Source organism: Paenibacillus sp. TSA_86.1, assembly GCF_052691815.1.
Window position 1 is genome coordinate 107,136 of the sequence record NZ_JBQZGE010000014.1, and the last position, 23,836, is coordinate 130,971.

Genomic DNA, 23,836 nt, shown 5'->3' on the forward strand with positions numbered 1-23,836 from the left:
CTGCCTCCTAACTTATATTGAAAACCATCTCTCTTATCGTGTATTGGAACCTTTGCGTACCTTCCGGCTGCGTCTCTTGCTCCCGGAGGAGCGCCTGCGGGTACCCAATTTGGACAATTTCGTGGCAGATGCATGCCGGCTTTTCACTTTACGAGCCGTACGGCTCTTCTTCCCGGTTCGGATCGTCCGTTTCAGCTCTTTGAGCTTGCGGCTAGAAGTAGGAGCGCCTCTCTTGCGGCGACGTTTTCTCCCACGGATTTCCGGTTCATTCCGTTGATGTTCCTCGCGCGGTTTCCCGGCTCCCTCACCCTGCTGTGTCACGGTTACCGGCGGCAACGAAGAGCGGGGAAGAAGCTGTACAACGCTCTCTGGAAATAACAATGTCCGTATAAGAGCTGGATCGGGAACCAGTACTGTACGCAGTCCGCCTTCTCCCCATGTCATGACGGGACCACTCGGTGGCTGGATATAGGTGAACCATCCGGGAAAACGCAATAACCACTGTGTGACCATCGTATGCAACTTCACTCGGTAGGTTTCGATTCCATACAGCTTTTCCGCTTCTGTCCGGTTACGCCATCCGGTATCGGAAGCAAGCTCCGAATCATTCAGCAGCGTCATCGCCAGTGTAACGAGTCCCTCACTATCTCCTGGCGGAGCCAGAAATGCACCGCTGCCTACGGATACCATCAATTCACTGAGACCGCCTTGGTCAAAAGCGATGACTGGTTTCGCAAAGTACAGCCCCTCCAGCGCAGTCATGCCAAATCCCTCTTTTACCATGCTGGGGATGACCACGATATCCATCGCGGAGTAGGCCAGAGATATATTTTCCTCAAACGTGGTAAAAATGAAGCGCCTTGCATAGCCGGATCGTTTCACTCGGTACACACATTCGTCGTAATACTTTTTGTCCGACGGTGTGCCAATGATCCAGAAGCGGCAGCGCGGATGGGTCTCACACAGTTTTAGCGCCATATCTACAAAGGGTTTCAAACCTTTGGCATCATATATGAAGGAAGAAATATAACCGATACAGGTATGCGAAGACTTGAATCCAAGCTCTGTGCGTTTGCGTTCACGCAGATGAAGCCAGCGATCCGGTGCAGGCAGGGAAGGCTCCCATGTCGGGGGAATAATGGTCACCCTGTCACTCATGCCTGCTTCTTTGAACGGTAACGCTGCCGTCTCGGAAATCCCGATAATCCAGTCCGCATACCGGCCCATCATCTGGATCGCTTCGGCTGTGTGTTCATTCGTCTGAATAATCTCGGTAATTTTCCAGATGACCGGAATTCCCAGTGATTTTGCTGCCACAGCAGGCATTACATTCACGCAAGTATTCGTTAGAATCATATCTGGTTCGTGACTTCGAATCAGCCAGAGCGCATCCTGAAATGCCGGGGTATGCCGCAGATGTTCTGCATCTTGCGCAATTCCCTGATAAGGGGTATACACACCGTGAAGCATCGGCAAATTACAGATGTGAACCTGGATGCCAAATCTTCGTGCAAGTCCGGTGAGTTTCCCTTCCTGCGGCGCTACAAGCACACATTCAAAGATCGTACCAATCTCTCTCATAAAATGAAGCAGAAGTTTCTCCGCCCCTGTAATACTCCGGGTATTGCACACATGGGAAAACAGCATCAGTTTTGGTTTCATTGCCATGGCCGCACACGGACCCTGTATACAAGAGACAAGCTGATACAGGGCACTGTGCACACCTCCTCCTGGCCGAGATTAAGGGAATATAATGCTTAACAATGTGTTGATTCTTCTGCCATACGTGTGATCTTTCAACGTCCGTTCAAGCCCTCGCAGGGCAATCTCGCGCCGCTCCTTCTCATGTGCAAGGTAATAATCTACCTTCTCAAGCATCTCCTGCGGTGAAGAATACGTTTCAATCTCTACCCCTGGTTTATAGAAACGGGCCAGGTCGTCGCGTGCATCGGTCAGCTGCAGTGTTGTGCTCGCAGCAATCTCAAATGTTCTCGGATTCGGTGAGGCTGGCGGAATTTTGATCTGGTTATTGTTGACCGAATCGTCCTCATGGGAGCGATGCAGATTGATCACGATTTTGGTGCCGTTGTACACGTCATTCGTTTCTTGCGGACTCATCCAGCGGCCAAGCTCGATTTTCTCGCCATAGGCTGTATAGTCAGGCAGACGATCCCACCAGATGCCGTTAAAAACGGTATTGTGCGACATCAGCTGCGGCATGATTGGATTGAAGAAGTACACGCGGTTCCAGTATGCCGAGCCGATAAAGCTGACATCCCGTTTAAGCGGGGAAGGGGTTGTAATCGGGAAGTAGTGATTGGTGAAGGCGGCAAAAGGCATATAATGAACGGACGCACAGCCATGCTGGCGATAGAGTTCTACACAATTGAGTTCCAGTGTGAATACATGGTCATAATGCTTCACGATTTCCAGCGTCATGTCGGTATAATACGGATCATCCGTAAGCCAGATTGCTGTCTGAATTCCCGCTTGACGTATGGCATCGATGTGCTCAACGGGAATATCCATGCCGTCCAGCACAAGCACCAGATCAGGACGCGTTTCGAGCGCAACCTGCGATACTGGCTGGCGCGGATCGGACAGGGTCACCTGAGCAACCATGCCCTGTAACGTGGCCATAATCGCATCATCCAGCGGAGAGTATGGGAACCCCTTACCCGAAGAAACATAGAGCACGTGAAGTTGCCGGAAAGGCAGCGGCTCTTGTGCGCAATTCACGATATAATTGGCGCGACCGCGCAGGTACCCTTCTTCTTTACCTGCATCAAATCCGGCGTGCTGCCCGTTTTTACGCGCCTGATCTGCCAGGCTGACTACAGGTGGTTGATGAACCTTTCTGGTTTTACGATGTTTGAAAGACATACCGCCACTCCTTTTTATTTGGGATAACGTGCTTTCTGATGCTGCCCTTCCACAGAAGAGAAACTACAGATGTCCTAACAACTCGGTAATGCGGCGGGTAAACGTATGACGATTCATGGTAGTGAGCAGACCTCGCCAAGCGATGGCCTGACGTTCCTCTTCATGATGCAGATAATATTGGATCTTGCGCTGCAACTCTGCCGCTGTGCTAAATGTCTCGATGTCATACCCTGGCTGATAATAACGATGCAGATCTCCGCGAGTATCGGTAATCTGCATCGTTCCGCACGCACCGATCTCATAGGTGCGTGGATTGATCGAACGCCCCGATAGTTGGTGGGTATTTCGATTATCCTCACCGTTCTCACAGGTTCGGTGTACGTTAATTACGATTTTGGCGCCATTGTAATAATCGACCGTTGCACCCGGGTCGATCCACCCTTCGTGAATGAACTGTCCCAATACATCGAGCCGTGCCAGACGGTTCCACTGGCTTCCGGCAATGAACACCTTTTTGTCTGCAAGGTACGGAGCGAGCTGATTGAACAGATCAATCCGGTTCCAGAACCCTGTGCCAATAAAGCAAATATCGTACTGATACTGAGGCTCTGTGCGGCGTGGATGAAACATGCCGGGATTTACGGCAAGCGGCATATAGATTACACATTGTGCTCCTTTTTCTTTGTAGAAGGGCACGGCTGCTTCTTCATGGGTAAACACGATGTCGTAATGCTGGCAGAGGGTCGCAGTATCCTCTGTGAAATAGGGATCATCGACAAACCATACCGCCGTTCGAATCGCCAATTCACGTATTCCCCTCACCTGCTCCAGATGATTCTCGGGAAACACATGCAGACCGTTCATGACCAAAACAACATCAGGCCGGTGCTGACTGGCTTCCTGCAACATCGTTGCTGGCGATCCAACAACGCATTCTCGAACCGACTGCTGCAGTGCCAGAATGACACCTTGATCAATGGCATCGAATCCCTGCGGGATATACAGCACCTTCATGTCCCGCAGTGTCGGTTCAAACGTCTGTACCCGCTCCATGATGGCTTGACAGCCGCCAAACCTGCGGCCTTCTGCATATCCGCCGCGGTAGGCCGCCTCCGCTTCAGTCAGCGGGCGGTGTCTTCGTTTTGCCACATTTCTTCACCCTGTCTTCCTTCAAGGAGATCTTAGTCCTGACTCTCCACGAGATTGGTCTTCCCTCTAAAGGATATGCCTCGGGGTCAGATGCATCATGGACGGGTGTCCTGCCGGGCTCAAAATTGGCGTCTGCCCTCCATATTCGCCTGCACGGGCATGTCCGCTCCTGTGGTCAATGCAAATAGCCCGGAGGGAACTGTCCCTCCGGGCTATGCTTCTTTCTGTATGTTAATCCTTTACGGCTGTGTCTTGTACGTCTGTATCTATTACTGCGCTTTGTACGCCAGTTGGTGTCCGTCCTCGAATCCCTTGGCGAAACCGGTGTTGAATCCCTCGTTGTACGCCTCGTTGTACCCCTGGCTGTAGGCGCTGTCCGGGTTTGGATCGGTAGGGGTAACCGGGACGGCAGGTCGCACGAGTTTCTTGTTCCGGTGCCTCTGCACCGTACGTTTCTTTTTTTTCAGCCACGCACTACGTCCTTTGCCTGTGCGTTTGTGAACAACACGCTTGGATTTCAGCGCACGCAGCTTGCGGATTTTACGCAAGCGGGCCCCCCGAGCTAATAAAGCACGTTTTGATTTCAGCCTGGCCTTCTTTTTTAACATATCAGCATTCCTCCTGTAAATTCCCGGCAGTACGAATGATACATCCGGGGTCTTTGATCCAAGGCAGACCTGGCTCCCCATGACGAATTCGGGTCAGCCTGATCCCCGTGACCATACGAGACATTTCTTCCTGATATCGACTAAGCAGACGTATGTTCTCCGCGAGAATGCGGGCGGATACTTCCGAATGAGAAGATACACTGGCTACACTGTCCAGAATGCGGGCGAGCGCCTGCTGGCTATGGGCAATGGATTCGATAAGCGCCAGTTTGACCTCCTGCTCACGCTGCAAAAGACTCATTTTCCCATATCCCCGAGGTCCATGCCGCCAAACATGCCCCCATCCATTCCGCCGCTATCTTCGCTGTCACTCTGAACCATCACGGCTTTAAGGTTGTTGCATAGACCCGTCTCCATACGAGTTAGCCCTTCCAGCAGCTCGACCAGTTGCTCATGCATTTTTAGCGGCTCCCCTACCTGGTCACCATGGGTCAAAAAGCTGTCCCCATTCAGATGATTCAGCGTCCAGTTCCGCACCTTCTCCGCCTCAATGGCTTTGGCCTCTAAAATTAACGCAATATTCCACTGCATCTTGGCTGCAGCATCCAGCATCAGAATGAGACTTTGTTCTCTACTCATGTTTCTTCACCCGCCTTCCGGGCTTATTCTTCCTCTTGTACCGCGATCTCCCGCATAACCTGGGTCAGCGTCTCGGCCACAGCTTCTTCCAGGTCAGCAAGCCCGCCCAGGTAGGAGATGATGCTTTTGTTAATCTGTCCCGAGCTGTCCAGCAAACCTTCTACCCCATCCAGTTCCGGCTCGTTATCCGGCAAATGGTGGATGATCTCCGACATACGTACAGCAACCTGACGTTTGGCATCCAATACCCGCGCAATCTGCTGGTGGGAATGTGCGATATGGGTAATGATCTCATCGATTTTGCTCTGCATGGTGCTCCTCCTTTCGGTTAAGGCCTGCTTCACCCATAGAAAAACCCGGCCTATCAGCACTTGCCTGCTACAGCATATGCCGGGCCGGGAGCGTCAGTTACTCCAGCTTGCGCCTATATCGTTAAATTATATCGTTCCTGTGTATCATTCAATTACATAGCCCCAATCCAGAGAGCAACGGCTGAGGAATTACCAGGGAGAATGTCTATTTATAAGCAAAAAAGCCACTCTCCCGTGCTACGCCGGAGAGTGGCCTTGTTCTTGGATGTGTTCCTAGTTGGATGTGGCACTAGAATGTTGAGTTTGCTGTTCTATCCTGAAGTCTGTTAGAGCAGAACGGTGGATGTTATATCCGTGCCAGTCGATCTGAACAAGCGAAGAAGCTCGTGAAATAACACAAGTCTAAACGATTATCCGTGTTGTTTCAGGAATTCTTCTACCTGCGACTCGCCCACTTGATTTTCCGAGCTACTTCGACCCGCTGTAATTGCAAAACGCCAACACGTTCTTCGAACTTCTTGCGTTCATCCAGAGAGTGAGCGGCATGGATCTGATGACACAGACCTGTCAATTTGCTATTGATATAATCAAATCTCATCCATAATTCTTCTTCAGGAGTATGTTGCTGCTCCGTTGCCGTTTGAAATATTTTGAGTTGCTGGATAAGGGACTGGCGCCATTCCTGATCTTGAATTTGGATGGCAAAATGCAAAAGATCCAGATAATCGTCGATTTGCAACGTTATGTCGCAATCCAGTTTAGTCTTCATCGTCGTCTCTCCTTATTTCAATGCTTGGCTGGAATCAGTTACCTCCTATTTTACAGGAACAAGCCCCCGGAAAGCGAGTACTGAACGACATAATTTTGGAAAAAAATTTGTTTTTTTTCGCCGAAAAGGGCTTTACTTTTCCGTTATGATCATTTTCAATCCCTTTGAGGACATATGTCATCCGATTCATAATAAAAACCCGCTATCCGAGAATAAATTCTCCAAGCGGGCTTTACACATTTTTGCCTATTATTGCGAGATATTTCCGATTATTTATAAGTTGTTAGATTCTGTTACGACGACCATTATGTCGCTCCGCTTATATTAGAGCAGATTGATTGATTTGAACTAAAAGGATGCTTTGCTGTCGCGCTGCTGTCTCGTCATCAGTAACATAAGGAAAGAGATGATGATGATCGATATCGTCCAGGCCCAGGCCATCGTCTGATTTCCTGAATCCACAGCGACATAAATGGCCGTTGGCACCGTCTGTGTTTTGCCGGGAATGTTACCTGCAATCATCAATGTTGCACCAAATTCCCCTAGTGCGCGGGCAAATCCCAGAATAAAAGCCGTCATTAACGCTCTGCCTGCCATTGGCAACGTAATGTAGCGGAACACCTGCCATTCACCTGCTCCGATTGACCTGCCTGCATCCTCCAGATCTCGATCCACCCCGTTAAAACCGGATTTCATCGTCTGATACACGAGTGGAAAGGCCACCACAACCGAAGCAATGACAGCTGCCCACCACGAAAAAATGACAGGCGCCGAAAAGATCGCCTCGATCCAGCGCCCAAGCAGACTTCTGCGACCCAGAATGACCAGAAGCAGGAATCCAACTACCGTTGGAGGCAGCACAAGTGGAAGCATGAGGATCGTCTCCAAAAAAACTTTACCGCGAAATGAAGTACGTGACATTTTCCAGGCAACCGCCACACCCACTACGACGGCTACAATACTGGATAACAGTGCCACCTGAAGGGACAATCGTACCGGGGACCAGAATAGAGACCAATCTATCGCGTTAACATTCATTTCGGTATGGAGAAGCCGTATTTCGCAAAAATTTCTAATACTTCAGGTGTTTGCAGATAAGTATAAAATTGTTCGGCTTCAGTGCGATGGTTCGTGCCTTCAATGATGCCTAGCGGATAATTGGCAGGTGTGTAACTGGTTTTGTCTACTTCAAACGCAATTTTCACCTGTTTGGAAGTGAGTGCATCGGTTTTGTACACAAATCCGGCATCTGCATTGCCTGTTTCTACATATTGGAGTACTTGTCTGACGTCTTTGCCTTGAACAAGCTTGTTCTCAAGCTGATCCCACAGCTTCGCATTAGTCAAAGCTTCCTTCGCATAAGTACCCGCAGGTACACTCTCGGGAATGCCAATGGCTACTGTTTTGATGGCGTCGTTTGTCAGATCCTTCTCACTGGTCACTGTACTTGTCCCATCCGCGGGTACAATCGCTACCAATGAATTTTGCAGCAGGTTCTTCTGGTCGCTTGACGCAACCAGATTCTCATCGACTAATGCCTTCATATTTTTCGCAGACGCGGATACAAAAATATCTGCTGGTGCTCCCTGCTCGATCTGCTGTTGCAGTGCTCCTGATGCCCCGAAGTTAAAGTTCAGGCTAATATTGGGGTTGGCTTGTTCATAGTTCGTCTGGATCTCTTTCATTGCATCCGTCAGACTTGCCGCAGCGGATATCGTCAGCTCGACTTTTTCCTGTGGCTCAGTCGTTGCTAGCGTTGTATTCTCACCGGATGCCGCTGGTGTAGAGGCTGCTGGTTGATTTGCAGAAGAAGCCGCATCTTGCTTATTTGTATCTGCGTTTGCACCGCAGCCAGCCAGTACAAGCGCCAGTCCCAGTGACATGGTTCCAAGTACACATCCGATTCTTTTATTCATTGGTTCTCCCCCGAATTTCATATTCAACGTTATGTTTAGTTATAAATAGATATAATTGATTATAACTAATTATACACAGAACAAACAAAATAGGAAGGTGATATTAATCACATTCTAAATTCAAGACAATATTTCAGCTTTTTATTGTGCGTTCTCAGGTTTATGCGTGTCTTCAAATAATGGTATAGTACAAGAAACGTCTTTTTATTTGGAATTACATGTGTTTAAGGTTTTACGGCCTTTTATAATATAGAGGGAGGTTCTTCATCAATGACGGAGGAGCAATCCTACACAACCGAAGAGATAGCCAAGCTACTTAAAATATCGAAACTGACAGTCTATGATCTGATCAAAAAGGGAGACCTTGTCGCCTATCGTGTAGGCAAACAGATGCGCATTGATGCTACCGATCTGGAAGCCTACAAACGTCGTTCCAAGCAGCTCCAGTCGCCAGCACAGGCGCAGCCGAATGCAGTGCCAGGAGTGACAACCGAGCAACTTTCGGCTGTATCTGGTCCGAAACTTGGCCAAGCTTCTCGTTCCCCCCTAGTATCCGGACAAGATGAATCTCCGCATGGAACAGCATCTAAGAACATGGGAGTATCGCCCTCTCAAGCGGATTCACCTTTGTTCAATAGCGCTACCTCTAGCTCCGCTCAGAACAGTACAGGTACGTCACGTCATCTGGTTATTACGGGGCAGGATGTCAGTCTGGATATTCTAATGCGTCATATCGAGAAGCAGTCTCGGGACATCCGTCCGCTTCGCTCTTTTATGGGCAGTCTGGATGGGCTGATCTCGATGTATCGGGGGGAGTCCGATCTGGTTAGCACTCACCTGCTGGACGGAGACACCGGAGAGTATAATCTGCCGTATATTCGCAAAATTTTAACAGGCTGGTCTTACGTCGTAGTCAATCTGTTGTCTCGCCCTGCTGGTCTGTATGTTCCACGCGGAAACCCTCGTCAGTTGAACGACTGGACAGATCTAAACCAATCCGGCCTGCGTCTCGCAAATCGGGAAAAAGGTTCTGGCGCCCGAGTGCTACTGGACGAGCAGTTACGGCTACACGGAATCTCTGCTGCTGGACTCCTCGGATATGATCTGGAAGAAACAAGTCATATGGGCGTAGCAGCCAAAGTCAGTTCCGGCGAAGCGGATGTGGGTATAGGCATCGAGAAGGCCGCACGCCTTGTCGGGCAAGTCGATTTCATTCCGCTAGTTCAGGAGCGCTATGATTTGGTCATGCTGAGGAAACAAGGAAACGAGGCCTGGATTGAATCGGTTTTACACATCCTCCAGTCTCACGAGTTCAGACAAGAGTTAAGAGCGTTCGAGGGGTATGATGTATCACGCACGGGTGAGGTTTTATACGAGACTTAGCTGTGGGAGAGTTAAGTAGCTTGGAGTGTGTGTGCGAGATGGAGGAATAAGAGTCCATCGTTAACTCAGGGAAGAAGTGAAGGTGGCTGTGCAGATGGTAGCAGGGTAACAGGGTGTACAGTGTATGGCAGTATGGTTGTACTGTCTACGGTCGCAGGGATCCAGTGTACTCCACCAAATATTTGTTCTTCAACAAATGACCGCCTCTCCACCTGCACTCCTCACGCTAGCGATCTCCAGAGAGCTTATTTAGCCACATATCGCAGTTTGAAAAATCTAACGATCACCAGAGAGCTTATTCGGCTGAAAATAGCGATTTCCCCGTCAAAATCGCTATTTTCAGCAAAATAACGTTCCTACGGATCGTTAGAATTTCAAACCTGCTTTTGTGGGGTGAATAGCGTTCCTGGAGATCGTTAGAATTTGTACTAGAGATTTTTAGGGACACGAGCCGAGCCTACTGCAGTAGTTTCTTTCACCTTCACCACATTTCTCTCCAGCCAAGTTACTCTACCCTCTCGCACCACTTCTCTCCCACTACCAAGCTAATCCAGCCACTCGCAACACTCTGGCGCACCATCAGGTTACTTCGCTTACTCGAACATTTCACTCCGCTTCCTCTTACCATTCGCATCACTATACTCTCACCACCAAGTTACTCCACTTATTCGCCCCCCCAATTAGAACCTTCCACGACAAAACAAAAAGAGGACCCCAATCGTTGTTCACGATCCTGATCCTCATATAGCCAATGCACGCTTCTCCAGTTATTTTAGTTATTTTAGTTTTTTAGTTATTTTAGTTCTATCACCAGACGCACCATAATTATTTGTTTAATCACGTTCACGCCAAAACACCCCGGAGTCATCTCGCTCCACTTGCTCCAAGACATCCTCAAAGTCGGAACATGGCACAACCATATCCGCTGGACTCCAGCTGTGCTGATCATCGCTGGCAAATACCTTCCACTGGTCTCCCTCCCAATAAAAGCGGGCAATCGGCATTCTCTCCCACTGATATCGTTGTCCAGCAGGGCGCTCTTCGGTGAGAATCAACTCATTTTCCTGCATCTCGTAGGTTAACTTCACCATCGTCCGCAGCTCTGCTGGTACTTTCTCATGGACATAACCGTTCATCAAGGATACAATTCGGCGCTGCGTAAACCTATCCAACATGGAAGATACCTCCTTATCAAGAACTCCGCTTATCATGCTTACCAGCTGGACTTGGTAACTCCCGGGATCTGACCTTGATGAGCCAGTTCACGGAATTTGATCCGGGATACTTTGAATTTGCGCAGATATCCACGCGGACGGCCTGTGATCTCGCAACGACTTTTCAATCGCGTTGGTGACGCATTGCGGGGCAACTTTTGCAACGCCTCATAATCCCCTTTTTCCTTCAGTTCACGGCGCAGTTCCGCATACTTTGCTACGACTGCCTGACGTTGTTTCTCACGCACAACCTTTGATTTTTTAGCCATCTACTACAGCTCCTTTGTTAAATTTTTTGATGATGTATGAAAAGTATCTCGACCCGCTAACTCCATAAGGTTGTCCTACTGTAACGCCTAGATCACCTATAGCTCCTACCTCCAGCCTAGCTTTCCTTACACCGTCAAGCCTCTCTTACATAACCTCGACAGGCCACGGTAAAGGATTTTCAAAATGTCCCCAATCTGCCAGCATCTCTTCATCGCTGAGCAGACATTGATCCAGTTCATCCTCGATGATGGAACACTCCATATCTATGCCGATCATGACCAATTCCGTTTGGCGATCGCCCCACTCGGCATCCCATTTTGCAAGCACATCAGGCTCTGTCCTCAAAATCTCCTGCTTGTCCGCTTCCGGCAGCGCGGCAACCCAATGCCCGGCAGGCCCGAACTGGATGGATGGCCCAGCCTGACTCAGACTGGCAGCCACATCTCCGTCAGCCGCAAGCCATACCAGCCCTTTGGCACGCACAACCTCCTCCGGCCAGTAGCTCATAAATTCAGCCAGACGGGAAGGATGAAACGGTTTCCTGCGGCGATATACAAATGATCCGATACCGTATTCTTCGGTCTCTGGCGTGTGGGACTCTTTTTCCAACTCCTGAATCCACCCGGCCGACATGCTCACTTTCTCAAAATCAAACCGTCCCGTATTCAAAATCTCCACCGGGTTCACCTGTCCATTCACCGTACGAATGATTTTGGCACTCGGCTGCAACTTGCGGATAATGCCCTCCAGTTTGTGAAGCTCTGCCTCTTCCACAAGGTCACACTTGTTCAGCAGCAACACATCACAGGTTTCGATCTGATCAATGAGCAAATCCACCACATCACGAGTATCCTCATCTCCAGTTGCCTGATTCCGATCCAGCAAGCTTTGTCCCGAGGCATAATCATGCCAGAAACGGTTAGCGTCAACTACAGTCACGAGACAATCCAGCTTCGCCAGACGTGTCAGATCGATACCTGTCTCTTCATCGGCGTATGTAAATGTCTGTGCCACCGGAACAGGTTCGCTAATCCCAGTCGACTCGATCAGGATGTAGTCATACTTGCCTTCGTTCACCAGCTTTTCGATCTCCTGCATCAGATCATCACGAAGAGTGCAGCAGATGCAGCCGTTGGACATTTCCACCAGTTTCTCTTCGGTACGGGAGAGTGTGGCCTCCCCTTTCACCATCGCCGCATCCATGTTGACCTCACTCATGTCGTTCACGATCACAGCGACTTTCAGCCCTTGGCGATTGTGCAGCACATGATTTAGAACCGTTGTTTTGCCTGACCCAAGGTAACCGCTGAGAACGGTCACCGGTATTTGCTTTTGTGTCATATGATCTACTCCTTATAAGTACAGTCCATCTGTGGACTTTTATTTTAATAGTAATTATTACGATTAACAACAATGACTATAATCCTGCTTGGCGCCGATGTCAAATCTTTTTTCGTGTCTCGTACAAAAAAATAATGAAAAAAGCTTATGAATTCCCTCCACTTTCGCATTCGTGATGCGCTTCGCAGAAGAACCCATAAGCCTTACCTGTAACTCTTTAGCTGTATCTCTTCATCTCTAGCTCTTTTTATATAACCCTATTGCTAGCTACCAGTACCGCTTCCTTTACCTTCTCCTGTGCCTTTATCTAAATCTACACCGTACCTTTGTCTATCCTTCTGCCTTCCAACTCAACTCACTGGCGTAATAATAGACTTATTCCCGGCTTCCATCCGTTGTCTGAATAACACTACGACGATCAATGCTGTAACAGAGAGCACCGTACAAACCGTAAACATCACGGAATAAGAGCTGATCTGCACCACAACGCCCATCGCCAGTCCGCCCAGTGAAAAACCGAGATCATACGAGGACATAAAGATGCCCATAAGCACATACCTCGAATCCGCAGGCAGCACAAATGACAAATACGTGGTCAGGGTCGGATACAGCAACGCCAGCGCAAAACCGCTAAATACCGCAGAAATATACACAAATGGCCCTAGCATATCCATCAGGCTAAGCAACTGTGTCCCCAGCGCCGCAGATAACATCAGGCCTGCCATAAGCCATGTATTCCAGCTACCGTCTGACGGTATTTTTTTGCGCAAAATAAATCGGCACAGGATCACCACAAGACCCTGAATCGTCAAAAAAATCCCCGCGCTCGCCACTCCAGTCGATACCATATAGAGCGGAAGAAAGGTCGCTGTCGCACCAAACACACAAGAGGCAAACAGCATCACCACACTGCTAACGAGCAGTGGTGTACTGCGCCAGATGCCGCTGAACGAGCGCAGCATATCCCCCAGCGTATACGTTTTGTTCTGCACCGTGCTCTGCGGCAAATCCACCTTGTACCCGAGCAACAGGGGTAGTGCTGCCAGTCCAATCATCAACAGCGTAAACGCTAGTTCGCTGGCATTTTGCCAGATTTGCACGGCCAGAATCGGGATCACCAGCGAGGGCACCATCGTAAACAGGGTGTACATCGCAAGCCCTTGCGCACGATCCTTATCCTCCAGTCTCTCCACAATCCCCGCCTGCATCGTCATCGAGAAAAATGCGGTCGCCACGCCCTGCAATGCTCGCAACCACAGATACGTGTCCACCCCGGATACGATAAACAGCAGCAACGTCGCCGCATGTAACATCAGCAGCCATCGCATGACCCGAAGCGGCCCATGCTTGCCCAGCATCTGTGCCGCAAATGGTCGCAGCAGCATACAGGTAAACATGTAACTGCCCATCATCAGACCAATTTCAGCCTGGTTTAACCCGGCAGCTTCACTTCGCAAAGGCAAAATAATCGTCAACGCCGCATTCGCCGCAAAAAATAAAAAAGCCAGTATGTAAAACCCGATAAAGGAAAACGATACCGGGTTTAATTTTCCACTGGATGTTGTCGTTATAGAAGATTTCAATCGTTCATACCTGCTTTCTCTAACACGTACCCACGTTCCCTGGCCGTCAGCTTATGAGGTTATGGTAGCCGCTTTACGCCGTTCGTAGGCAAAAACGATCATCACCGCTCCTAGAATAGCACAGATCATGTACATAAATGAATAGGAAGACATGTCAGCGATCGGCCCCATGACCACACCGCCCAGCGAAATGCCCAAATCGGCTGTCGCAATAAATAAACCCAACAATATATTTCGATTTACCTGAGGCAAAACAAAAGACAGATAAGTTGTAAGTGTTGGATACAAAATCGCTTGAGCAATCCCCATCAGAACAGCGCCCGAATAAAAGAAGATCATGCCTCCGGTAACGGAAAAACTCACACACTGTGCCGCAACCGCCAGCAACAACATCGTGGTCATGATAAATGGTGAATGCCACTTCCCGTCCGAAGGAATCCGTTTGCGGAGTGCAATCCTGGCGAGCACCACTGTACCCGCCTGCAACATCAAATATACGCCAGCATTGCCACTTGGAACCTGACTCGCATACAGCGGAATAAAGGTAGTGACCGCGCCAAATACAACCGATGCACTCAGCATCAGCACACTGCAGCGGAACAACAATGGATTTTTCACCAGCTGTCCGAAGGACTCCCACATGCTCGCGTTTTGCCCGGATGCCTCTGCAGCGACCTGCGACCCTTCCTTATTTTGTTCCATCTTGGCAGTATAGCCGAAGACCCCCGTACAGACCGCGATCCCAATCAATACTACTGTAAAAGAATCCATTCCTCCGGTCTGCCAAATGGCCAAAGCAAGCACCGGGCCAACAATGCCCGGAATATAACTGAACAGCGAATAATAGGAGATGCCCTGAGAGCGGTCCTTCTCCGGCAATGCATCAATGATGCCCATCTGTAGCGCCATGGAAAAAAAGGCCGTCGATATGCCTTGCAAAATACGGGCAATCAGATAACCGCCAAGTCCTGTAAACGTGTAGAAAATCAGCGCAAATCCATTGATAATCAGAATGATCCGCAGCATTTTGATCGGCCCGTGCTTTTGAATCATTTTACCTGCCCACGGTCTGAAAAACATCGTGGTAAACATATACGCACCCATAATCAGCCCAATCGTTGTACTGCTCGCACCGAGGAATGCCCCCTGCAACGGAATAATCACATTAAGAATGGCATTGGCACTGAAGTAGAGAAGCACCAAAATGTACAAACGCAAAAAAGGCCAAGACATTGCCCCACTCACAACAAATGTTCCCCCTTACTTATAATGCTCTCCCAACTTACACACATAGGCGGCTCCTCCCGCTTTCACCGGGAATGCTCCTTTGCCTTTAACTCAAGACGGTTTCCCGGGCTACATACATAAACATCCCTCCCGCTTCCCCACGCTATAGTGAAATGAGATGGCTCAACAATTGTTGAGCATAATCGGACTGCACATGTTTTAACTGTTCAACCGAAACCGTTTCTTCAACCTGACCTTCTCTGAAAAAAACAAACCTGTCGCAAATATAGGCAGCCGCCTGAATATCATGCGTAATGAAGACATAACTCATCTTGTACAGGTTTTTCAATGATTTCAGCAACTGCAAAACCTGAATCTGAACCGACACATCGAGCGAGCTAACGGCTTCGTCCAGCACAAGGTACTGCGGCTCTGTCGAGACCGCTCTCGCGATGCAAACTCGCTGTGCTTCCCCACCGGACAGCTCATGCGGATACTTGAGCCGGTACGACGAGTCCAATCCAACTTGGTTAAGTAGCGTATCCACTTTGGTATGAATCTGCTGTCCTTGTCCTGACTTTTGGAGTGCCTTCATCGGCTCCATAATCGCTTCCTGCACCGTAAGAAAAGGATTAATCGAGGAGGTGTAGTTTTGAAAAACCGCGCTGATGCGGCCCATCCGCACGCGCCGATCTTTCACGTCTTTTCCCTCCAGCCGGATGGCGCCGCGATCCGGGCTTTCCAGCCCCAGCATCAACCGACCCAGTGTGGATTTGCCGCTGCCGCTTTCGCCGATAATGCCAAGGCATTCACCATGCCGGCATTCCAAAGTCACCTTTTTCAACACCTGCTGCCGATGCTTCGAGAATAATCCGCCCTGCACATATGATTTCTCAACCTTATCTACCGTTAGCATCTATGATCCCTCCTGCATCAATGCGTTGAAATGATTGCTCAGTTCCAGCCGGGTAGATACGAGATAACGGGTATACGCATGTGTGGGCTCTTGCAAAACAGACTGCATGGCTCCCTGCTCGACAATTTTTCCGTCTTTCATGACCATCACATCATCCGCAATTTTCTGCACAACGCCGAGATCATGGGAGATAAAGATCATGGAGCAGCCCATACGTTCACGCAGCTGGATCAGTTGCTCCAGCACTTCATATTGGGAGATCGTGTCCAGTGCTGTGGTTGGCTCATCTGCAATAATCAGATCCGGCTCCAGCACAAGAGCGAGCGCAATCATGATTCGTTGCAACATGCCGCCCGACAATTGATGTGGATATTTGTTTAGAATATCAACGGGCTTTCGAAGCATAATACTCTCCATCGCCTGATGCATTCTACGCTCCAGTTCACGGGTGTTCCAGCGATAATGCGTCTGCAATGTCTCCCGGATATGCACACCGATCACACAGGAGGGATCAAATGCACTCATGCCATGCTGTAAAATCATACACAGCTGCCTGCCTCTTCGATGCCGCATCTCCTGTTCCGAAAGCTGATTTAAGTCTTCGCCCTGAAACAGCATCTTTCCCGATTGGCGCATATTAAGCTTATTCAGCCGCATCAGAGCTCTGCATGTGACCGATTTACCGCTACCGCTCTCCCCGACAATCGCCATGCAACTCCCCTGCCGCACCGTAAATGAACTGTCATGAATAATGGCCTGATTGGTATGGGTATCCCACACCTTCAGGTGTTCAACCTCGACTATATTCATAGGCTGCCTTTCTCACCTCTCTGTCTTGAGTCTTGTGCAGCTTGCCTGAAGAGGTCATTAATTTCGGGTCCAACGCTACCTGAAGTGCATCTGATAAAAAATTAAAAGCCGACACCACAACAATGATCGCAAGCCCCGGTGCAAGCATCAATTCAGGTCTGGAAAACATGACTTCTCTCGCTTCATTCAGCATCATGCCCCACTCTGCATGGGGTGCCTGAATGCCCAGACCAAGGAAGGATAACCCCGACACCTGAAGCATCATGGAACACATTGCACCACTGGAGATTACCGCCATATCGGCAAAGGTTACCGGAATGATGTGACGTGTAATAATCGTGCAACTGGGTATGCCGGAAGCTTTGGCGAATTTCACATAATCCATGTCCGAGAACTGCATCACGGAAGTACGAATGACACGCGCAAACCAGGCCCATTTCATGCAGACAAAGGCGATCAGAATATTTTCCAGTCCCGCCCCCAAAATACCAATCACCGCCAGCGTCATCACATACCCGGGAAAAGACAGCATAATGTCACAGATTCGCATCAACCACGCATCCACTTTACCTTTGAAATACCCTGCGGCAAATCCCGCCGCCGCACCGATCAGTACCGAGAAACCAAGTGCCGCCAGCACCCATAACACACTCGGACGGATACCGTAGATCAGTCTGGATAAGACACATCGGCCAAGGTGATCATTGCCTAACAGATAAGGCCAGGAAGGTGAGGCATAGCGTAGTTTCATGTTGACGGCTCCAGGGTCATGAGGTGCAACGAGAGGTGCACAGATCCCCAGAACAAGGGTCACGACAATAACGGCAAGAGAGGTCACGGCGAGTTTGTTACGGCTCAGATTTTTGAATAGTCGCATCAGATTTCCTTTCTTAAACGAGGATTCAGGGCGGCATTGATCATGTCCGAAAGCATGTTAAATACCACAAAAGTTACCGCCAAAATAAGCACATAGGCCTGAATGATCGGAAAATCCCGGCTCAGAATCGACTTTACACTTAGCCGGCCAAGCCCCGGCCACGCAAATACATTTTCAATAACAACGGTACTGCCCAGTACAATCGGAATCGCCATGCAAAAGATGGACACCGCGACTTGCAGGGAGTTACGCAGGATGTGCTGCATAACTTTCCGCTCGCTAAGGCCGCTCGCTCGCGCATATAACACATAATCCTCATTCATGTTGCTCAGCATCGCACTGCGTACCGTCCGAAAATAAATGCCCGTATAACTGACCGTGATCACCAGCACAGGCAGAATGTAACTACGATAAGAATCCATGCCACTGGTCGGCAGCAGGTCTAGTTTCACCGAAAAATACCAGATCAGAATGGACGCCAGCCAATAAGAAGGCATCGCTGTCAGGAAAAAGGAAACACCTCTGACCGATTGATCCAGCAGCTTCCCTTCTTTCAAAGCACATAGTACGCCAAGTAATATGGATAACAAGATGATGAAGACGGATGATACCAGCGTAAGCTTTAACGTATTCAGTAAAGCCGGCCCGATTAAAGACCACACCGACTCACCGGACACGTAAGAATATCCGAAGTCAAACTGTACAACGGCCGCCATCCAGTCCATATAACGAACGAAGAAAGGCTGGTTCAAACCCAGCGCTTCATTCGTTTGAGCGATCAGTTCATCGGTGATCTGCGGTACATCCTGAGCCTGCAGGACAACGACTGCCGGGTCGAGTGGAGAGAGATTGATCAACAGAAAAGTAATCAACGAAATAACGACCAGTAAAGGGATGGTCAGCAGCAGTCGTTTGGCAATATAACTTCCCATATCCCTCCCCCTCTACTCGAATTTCATCTTTTCAAACGGCAATTCATACTGTGTCTGTTTAAAGGTTATGCCTTGCAGACGTTTCGGAGCAACAATGGTGACACGCCCGTTCGTAAGCGGGATGAACACCGCTTCATCATGTACTATTTTTAAAATATCCGCATAAAGTGCTTTTCTCGATTCTCCATGTCGAGATGCGGTTGTTGAGTCATCGTCGGCGGTCGAGCTCATCACCTGATCAATTTTCCGATACAGTTCATCCGCTTCGGCGATGCCACTTGTTGTATGTTTGTACGCCGAATCCGATGTAAACGCGGCGATGGTGCTCTGCGGGTCATACGCTAGTCCCCAGGTCTGGTTGAACAACAGGTCATATTCCCCGGTCGCTCTTCGGTTCGCAATGGAGGCGGACTCCTCGCCTGTCAGATCCAGTTCCATACCGATCTCTTTCATCGCATATTGGATGAACTCCGCCTGCATTTTCTGAGAGGACGAGTTGCTGTCATAATACAGTTTCATCGCTAAGGGTTGGCCGTTCTTTGTACGCACCGTCTTGCCCTCTGCCAAAGTCCAGCCTGCCTGATCCAGCAGACGTTTGGCTGCTTCCGGATCATACGTTCGAACCTTTAGATCGACATTGGCGTAGTTCACATTCGATGAAAACAACGTACTCGCTACCGTCTGCGTGCCATTAAAAATATCCTTGCTGATCGTCTCCCGGTCGATACCGATCCATAACGCTTCCCGCACCGCTTTTTCATGAACCGGGCTGTTCTGCTTACTGCTATTGGCGACAATCATCGCCGTGTTCATTGCATCACTTCGCACCACTTGATACTCGCCGGATGCGGCGAGCTGATCCATCGCTTCTACGTCAATGCTGTCTGCCCCGCGGTCATCCGTGAAGACAAAGTTGATTTCGCCTTTTTGCAGCGCCAAATAGGTCGTTTCTCCAGCGGGAAGCACTTTGGCCGTGATTTTCTGAATGGCAGGTACACCGCCCCAGTATTCCGTATTGGCTTCAAAGGTGGCATTTTCTTCGACCTTATGCCCTATCAACTTGTACGGCCCAGTTCCATGGAAACCGTTCACTCCGTCCTTGGTTCCACCATTGTTGAAATCCTTTGGGGAGATGAAGACGTAAGGCCTGGTCATGGACAACTCCACGAGTGTCGGATAATAGGCATCTGACAGAACCAACTCCACGGTGTATTCATCCTTCACTTTGACATCCTTCAGCTTCGTGGAGAGCTTGATCCAGGCATGTTTCTCGGCATTGGCCTGAACCGCTTCGATATTCTGTTTGACCGCTTCGGCGTTAAAGGGCTCGCCGTCATGGAACTTCACCCCTTTGCGCAGATGAAAGGTGTACGTTTTGCCGTCCTTGGAGATGTCCCATGATTCAGCCAGCAAGGGTTTGATTCCCTCAGCCGTGTTCTCGACCAGAGATTCATACACCATTCCCTGTGCAGGCATCGAGCCTGTGTATAGATGTGGATTCATATCATTAATATCTTTCGCGGAAGCATAGATAATTTCATTATTGATCCTACCGACTGATGATGCCGCTTCGGTATTTTCCTTTGTGGCACGCTGAGCACAACCCGATATCATCGTAATGACAGCGACCATTGTTATAATGCGTGTAAAAGTATGCCTTTTTCTCACCATAGTTCCCCCTGATAAACAAATAAGATTCAAGCAGATCATTGCTTGTTACTCCATGCCACTTCGATTGCAGTACCATCTCGCAATACGGCTTTCTTTCAGAAAACTTTTGACTCTGCTTCTTCAGATATAACTAGACCTTACTGCCAGTAAGTCTGTTACAGATCATGCGAACATCCTGCCCAAACGACTGGATCACAAACGCGGTCGACAGGCGCTGATCTGGATGTGTACGCGTCACTTCCTGAAGCTTTGCTTCATATGTGGCAATGAAATGATCTATCGTTGGACAGTCGACATTCACATGTCTGGCGATGCCCTGAATGATTTTGATGCGGTAATAATCTTCCTTGGGCATTCTCGGAACGTCAAGCTCTCCCTCGCGGTTTATAAATATACGGCGGAACGGAACCGCGGAGAAGTCAAAATATGTGCCGGCAGCATCCGGCTCCGAGAACGGATCAATCAATAATGAGGCGTACCGTATGTATAATAAAAACTCCTGATGCAGGGCCTCGAATTGATCAAATTGCTCGATATCCTGACGAGATAAACTCTCTAATCGCACCGGATAATTGTCATCGGTCATGAACTTCAGCAGGTTTACGCCCCGAATATGAAGTCTGTCTGTAATCTGCCGAATCTCCTGCCACTGTGCCCTCATCCTACGAATCAGCGCAGGTGTAATCGGCCCTTCGGGATACAGCTTGTAAACATATTTTTGTACACCTTGTTCGCCAAAAATGGCTCCTAACGAAAAGTCATTCATAAACAATGGTGGATGAACGTACAACGAAATATTTCTCGTTTCGGCTTCCAGTGGGGAAGACATGACAGCGAGTGAAATATGCAACCGCTCGAATAACTCGCTTAATTGCTGTACATAGGTTGAAGAAGGAGCGGTGGAACCAATATAAACCTTTCTTTTGACCCCTGTTGTGATGACCACATTTGATGGTTGTTCGTGCATCCAGCGGGTATCCCCCAGATAGGTGGAGAAACTGATGATTTCCGGGGTTGCATTCCGCTCAAGCATATACTCGCTCACCAGAAGGCTGGAACCAAAAGTTGGAGATACTAAAATAACGAATTTCAGTTGTTTCATGAATTGGTTATCGATTTGCTGTAATACATCGATATAGGCATCGGTGGTGACAGCCAAAATCAGCGTATCCCACTCCCCTTCTAGGGTGTTGTATCCTCTAAACACCTGATCCACCGTACAGCTCCCTGCCAAAGGTCGATGCTTCTCATTTTGAATCGTCACTTGAACCTGTTGCTGGCTCTGTTCGAGTGATGCAAAGAACGATGCTGATCGCACCGATTCCCTTCCCGCCATACCCACGTGACAGCCCAGATGTATTTTCAAGGTTACCGCAAGCTGAACAGATGCCGGGCCAGTGCCGCATAACAGGACTCTTTCAACGCCGCTCATATATACCTCCCTGTTAACCAATACAAACTTTACGTACTTGCACATAGTAAAAATTTTATGCGATACCGAACTCAAGGCTATCTTAATTACACGAATGGAAACAAAAATCAATCCCTCTATGAAGTTACGATCAGCCTTTACCTAAATGCCTTCTGATACAATGCGATATCAAACACATCATGTGGGCGCAAAATGTTGTCTGCCAACCTCCACTTGCTGTCATCCGTCTCTTTCATAGGATAATTAAACAGTGATTTCAACTCATTGCCGTACCGCATAGCTACAACGACTTGTTCATTGGTCAGCGCATATAATTGATCGAGCAAGTCATACTTGTTAGCCACCGTGGAGCTGAAAATAATATGTGTCGCCTGTCGGGTATACGCCAGATCCTCCAGCAGTTGCTGCTCTAAACGAATGTTCAAGCCAGCACCGAGCTTCTCTATAACTTTTCTCCCCAGCGTAATCGCCTCTGCGTCAATATCAATGCCAACGACCTCGGCTCCGGTACGTTTAGCGATCAGCAAAGGGGTCATCGGAAACGAACCGGAACCCACCAGTAGCACTTTAGAGTCAGGCATCACCTGAAAGCTGCCAAACTCTTTGTCGATGCACTCTTCGATATTTTTAAAATAATCCGCAATCTGCACTTCTCCATCCTGCAGCTTCAATGCCCGATATTTCTCCATAATCGCGACGCACTGAGCGGACTTTTGTCTTAGCGCTTGAACTAACGGATCAAGCTGCTCCAGTTCTGCTTGCCTCAACATGTCCCAAGCGATCTTGTGATCAGGGTCGGTCACAAACCGTGAGTACTCATTAATCACCGCTTCCAGTTCCGCGCTGTGCTCAAGCGTCTGATCATATCTGACTGCAAGCTTGCCAAATTGTTCGGCAAAAACACGTAGTCTCGTTTCCAAGTGGATCAACGTGATCATTACCTCTCCTCCTACACCTTGTCATGGTCAACCATCATACATCTCAGTCTCAGGTACCTGCTCAGACCTCTACAACGCTCCTGCTCTGCTCCTGTAAGGTATCAATAAAAGCCGTGCCATAGGCAACGATGCCAACAGTTCCCTCAATCGTAATGGCCTTCACCCCTTGGCTTCCCCACTGAGCGGTCACATTAATTGCACCTCCAGGTTGCTTGACCAACTGGGTGACTTCGCTCTGTCTAAGCCAGGCCTGATAAGCGCCTACAGAGGCTGTACCTGATCCGCACCCTCTCTCCCAGATCAGGCTATCCAGCTGCGGGACATAAATGAGGGGCGCCATCTCTAGCGTAGCAGGGTGATATAACAACACACCGATCATTTTGTCTCCCATCGTGAGTCCCAGTAACCGTGCAAGGTGTTCTGCCTTTCGCTTCATCAGGTCATCAACGTGTTGCACTTCAATCACGATATGAATGAATTCGGCATACCGGACAATGACCATCTCCAGCTCCATACCTTCAAACGTAATCTTCCGCCGCTCGATCTTCTCGGGAACAGGCATCGTAACCCGGCAATCATACCGATGCTCTCGCCGCTTCACCTGACAGCTGATCAAGCGCTCTGTGCCTGAAACATCCAGCATGATATTCATGGAAGCTTGCTTCTCCAGCCCTGCTTCTGATGCAATATGGGCTGCCAGCGCCATACAAGCATTGCCACAAAACTCTCCTCCTGCCATCTCCAGACGGGCAACGGCTTCTGGCCTTCGTGGCTGCTTGATGAACCCGACTTGTTCGGCGTAAACGTGATCATAGGACATCAGGCTGGAAGCGATATCACTGTAATGTTCGGATGCGTGATCCGTTCTCACCAGAAGAGTCATATTTTGTGTCGGATTACATTTGATAAAATCAATCTCTTGTTTCATCGCGACAGCGGCTCCTGTTCTTTAGATTCGAATTGAACT

Annotated in this window: 24 protein-coding genes; 1 reads left to right on the top strand and 23 read right to left on the bottom strand. The window is 49.1% G+C overall.

The window, feature by feature from the left end; genetic code table 11:
- Window positions 1-33: 33 nt before the first annotated feature.
- The 10 genes from ACUTVW_RS21780 to modA all read right to left on the bottom strand — a co-directional run bounded on the left by ACUTVW_RS21780 (window position 34) and on the right by modA (window position 8,275).
- Complete coding sequence (locus ACUTVW_RS21780; RefSeq protein ID WP_445647687.1) at window positions 34-1,668, bottom strand: glycosyltransferase family 4 protein; 1,635 nt, start codon at window positions 1,666-1,668, stop codon at window positions 34-36.
- A gap of 72 nt (window positions 1,669-1,740) precedes the next feature.
- A complete protein-coding gene (locus ACUTVW_RS21785) occupies window positions 1,741-2,883 on the bottom strand; it encodes a CgeB family protein (protein ID WP_445647688.1) in 1,143 nt (380 codons plus the stop codon).
- A gap of 63 nt (window positions 2,884-2,946) precedes the next feature.
- A complete protein-coding gene (locus tag ACUTVW_RS21790) occupies window positions 2,947-4,032 on the bottom strand; it encodes a CgeB family protein (protein WP_445647689.1) in 1,086 nt (361 codons plus the stop codon).
- Between the two features lie 269 nt (window positions 4,033-4,301).
- Window positions 4,302-4,640 carry a hypothetical protein gene (locus ACUTVW_RS21795; protein ID WP_445647690.1) on the bottom strand — a complete coding sequence of 113 codons (339 nt, stop codon included), beginning with the start codon at window positions 4,638-4,640 and terminating at the stop codon, window positions 4,302-4,304.
- A gap of 1 nt (window position 4,641) precedes the next feature.
- Window positions 4,642-4,941, bottom strand: coding sequence for a hypothetical protein (locus tag ACUTVW_RS21800; protein ID WP_445647691.1), 300 nt, complete (start codon window positions 4,939-4,941; stop codon window positions 4,642-4,644).
- Window positions 4,938-5,279, bottom strand: a complete 342-nt coding sequence (locus tag ACUTVW_RS21805; RefSeq protein ID WP_434749619.1) for a restriction endonuclease subunit S — start codon at window positions 5,277-5,279, stop codon at window positions 4,938-4,940. Before ACUTVW_RS21805 ends, ACUTVW_RS21800 begins: the two co-directional genes overlap by 4 nt.
- 23 nt (window positions 5,280-5,302) lie before the next feature.
- A complete protein-coding gene (locus tag ACUTVW_RS21810) occupies window positions 5,303-5,590 on the bottom strand; it encodes a nucleoside-diphosphate sugar epimerase (RefSeq protein WP_111269428.1) in 288 nt (95 codons plus the stop codon).
- A gap of 436 nt (window positions 5,591-6,026) precedes the next feature.
- The gene (locus tag ACUTVW_RS21815; protein ID WP_434749617.1) at window positions 6,027-6,359 is read right to left on the bottom strand and encodes a hypothetical protein; all 333 of its coding nucleotides are present in this window, start codon (window positions 6,357-6,359) and stop codon (window positions 6,027-6,029) included.
- 348 nt (window positions 6,360-6,707) lie between these two features.
- Window positions 6,708-7,397, bottom strand: a complete 690-nt coding sequence (gene modB / locus ACUTVW_RS21820) for a molybdate ABC transporter permease subunit (protein ID WP_445647692.1) — start codon at window positions 7,395-7,397, stop codon at window positions 6,708-6,710.
- Window positions 7,394-8,275, bottom strand: coding sequence for a molybdate ABC transporter substrate-binding protein (gene modA / locus ACUTVW_RS21825; protein WP_445647693.1), 882 nt, complete (start codon window positions 8,273-8,275; stop codon window positions 7,394-7,396). The genes modB and modA overlap by 4 nt, the downstream gene beginning before the upstream one ends.
- A gap of 270 nt (window positions 8,276-8,545) precedes the next feature.
- On the opposite strand from modA, the gene ACUTVW_RS21830 reads away from it, so the two are divergent.
- The gene (locus ACUTVW_RS21830) at window positions 8,546-9,658 is read left to right on the top strand and encodes a substrate-binding domain-containing protein (protein ID WP_445647694.1); all 1,113 of its coding nucleotides are present in this window, start codon (window positions 8,546-8,548) and stop codon (window positions 9,656-9,658) included.
- Window positions 9,659-10,491: 833 nt separating this feature from the next.
- On the opposite strand, the gene ACUTVW_RS21835 is transcribed toward ACUTVW_RS21830, so the two are convergent.
- From ACUTVW_RS21835 to ACUTVW_RS21895, 13 genes are all read right to left on the bottom strand, one after another.
- Window positions 10,492-10,833: a DUF3024 domain-containing protein gene (locus tag ACUTVW_RS21835; RefSeq protein WP_445647695.1), complete on the bottom strand. Its 342-nt coding sequence runs from the start codon at window positions 10,831-10,833 to the stop codon at window positions 10,492-10,494.
- A 38-nt stretch (window positions 10,834-10,871) separates the two neighbouring features.
- Window positions 10,872-11,141 (bottom strand): 30S ribosomal protein S14, encoded by a 270-nt coding sequence (gene rpsN, locus ACUTVW_RS21840; RefSeq protein ID WP_445647696.1) that lies wholly within the window; start codon window positions 11,139-11,141, stop codon window positions 10,872-10,874.
- A gap of 145 nt (window positions 11,142-11,286) precedes the next feature.
- Entirely contained in the window at window positions 11,287-12,483 is a 1,197-nt protein-coding gene (locus tag ACUTVW_RS21845) for a GTP-binding protein (RefSeq protein WP_445647697.1), read from the bottom strand.
- A 350-nt stretch (window positions 12,484-12,833) separates the two neighbouring features.
- Window positions 12,834-14,066, bottom strand: a complete 1,233-nt coding sequence (gene cntE / locus ACUTVW_RS21850) for a staphylopine family metallophore export MFS transporter CntE (protein ID WP_445647698.1) — start codon at window positions 14,064-14,066, stop codon at window positions 12,834-12,836.
- A 51-nt stretch (window positions 14,067-14,117) separates the two neighbouring features.
- A complete protein-coding gene (cntE, locus tag ACUTVW_RS21855; protein ID WP_445647699.1) occupies window positions 14,118-15,311 on the bottom strand; it encodes a staphylopine family metallophore export MFS transporter CntE in 1,194 nt (397 codons plus the stop codon).
- A 145-nt stretch (window positions 15,312-15,456) separates the two neighbouring features.
- Window positions 15,457-16,209: an ABC transporter ATP-binding protein gene (locus ACUTVW_RS21860; RefSeq protein ID WP_445647700.1), complete on the bottom strand. Its 753-nt coding sequence runs from the start codon at window positions 16,207-16,209 to the stop codon at window positions 15,457-15,459.
- The gene (gene cntD, locus ACUTVW_RS21865; protein WP_445647701.1) at window positions 16,210-17,019 is read right to left on the bottom strand and encodes a staphylopine uptake ABC transporter ATP-binding protein CntD; all 810 of its coding nucleotides are present in this window, start codon (window positions 17,017-17,019) and stop codon (window positions 16,210-16,212) included.
- Window positions 17,000-17,896, bottom strand: coding sequence for a staphylopine uptake ABC transporter permease subunit CntC (gene cntC / locus ACUTVW_RS21870; RefSeq protein WP_445647702.1), 897 nt, complete (start codon window positions 17,894-17,896; stop codon window positions 17,000-17,002). Before cntC ends, cntD begins: the two co-directional genes overlap by 20 nt.
- Complete coding sequence (opp1B, locus tag ACUTVW_RS21875; protein WP_445647703.1) at window positions 17,896-18,828, bottom strand: nickel/cobalt ABC transporter permease; 933 nt, start codon at window positions 18,826-18,828, stop codon at window positions 17,896-17,898. Before opp1B ends, cntC begins: the two co-directional genes overlap by 1 nt.
- A 12-nt stretch (window positions 18,829-18,840) precedes the next feature.
- Window positions 18,841-20,499: a staphylopine-dependent metal ABC transporter substrate-binding lipoprotein gene (cntA, locus tag ACUTVW_RS21880; RefSeq protein ID WP_445647704.1), complete on the bottom strand. Its 1,659-nt coding sequence runs from the start codon at window positions 20,497-20,499 to the stop codon at window positions 18,841-18,843.
- A gap of 130 nt (window positions 20,500-20,629) precedes the next feature.
- The gene (locus ACUTVW_RS21885) at window positions 20,630-21,931 is read right to left on the bottom strand and encodes an opine metallophore biosynthesis dehydrogenase (protein ID WP_445647705.1); all 1,302 of its coding nucleotides are present in this window, start codon (window positions 21,929-21,931) and stop codon (window positions 20,630-20,632) included.
- A gap of 137 nt (window positions 21,932-22,068) precedes the next feature.
- On the bottom strand, window positions 22,069-22,869 hold the full coding sequence (locus ACUTVW_RS21890; RefSeq protein ID WP_445647706.1) for a methyltransferase domain-containing protein: 801 nt from the start codon (window positions 22,867-22,869) through the stop codon (window positions 22,069-22,071).
- A 61-nt stretch (window positions 22,870-22,930) separates the two neighbouring features.
- A complete protein-coding gene (locus tag ACUTVW_RS21895) occupies window positions 22,931-23,797 on the bottom strand; it encodes a diaminopimelate epimerase (protein ID WP_445647707.1) in 867 nt (288 codons plus the stop codon).
- Window positions 23,798-23,836 lie beyond the last annotated feature (39 nt).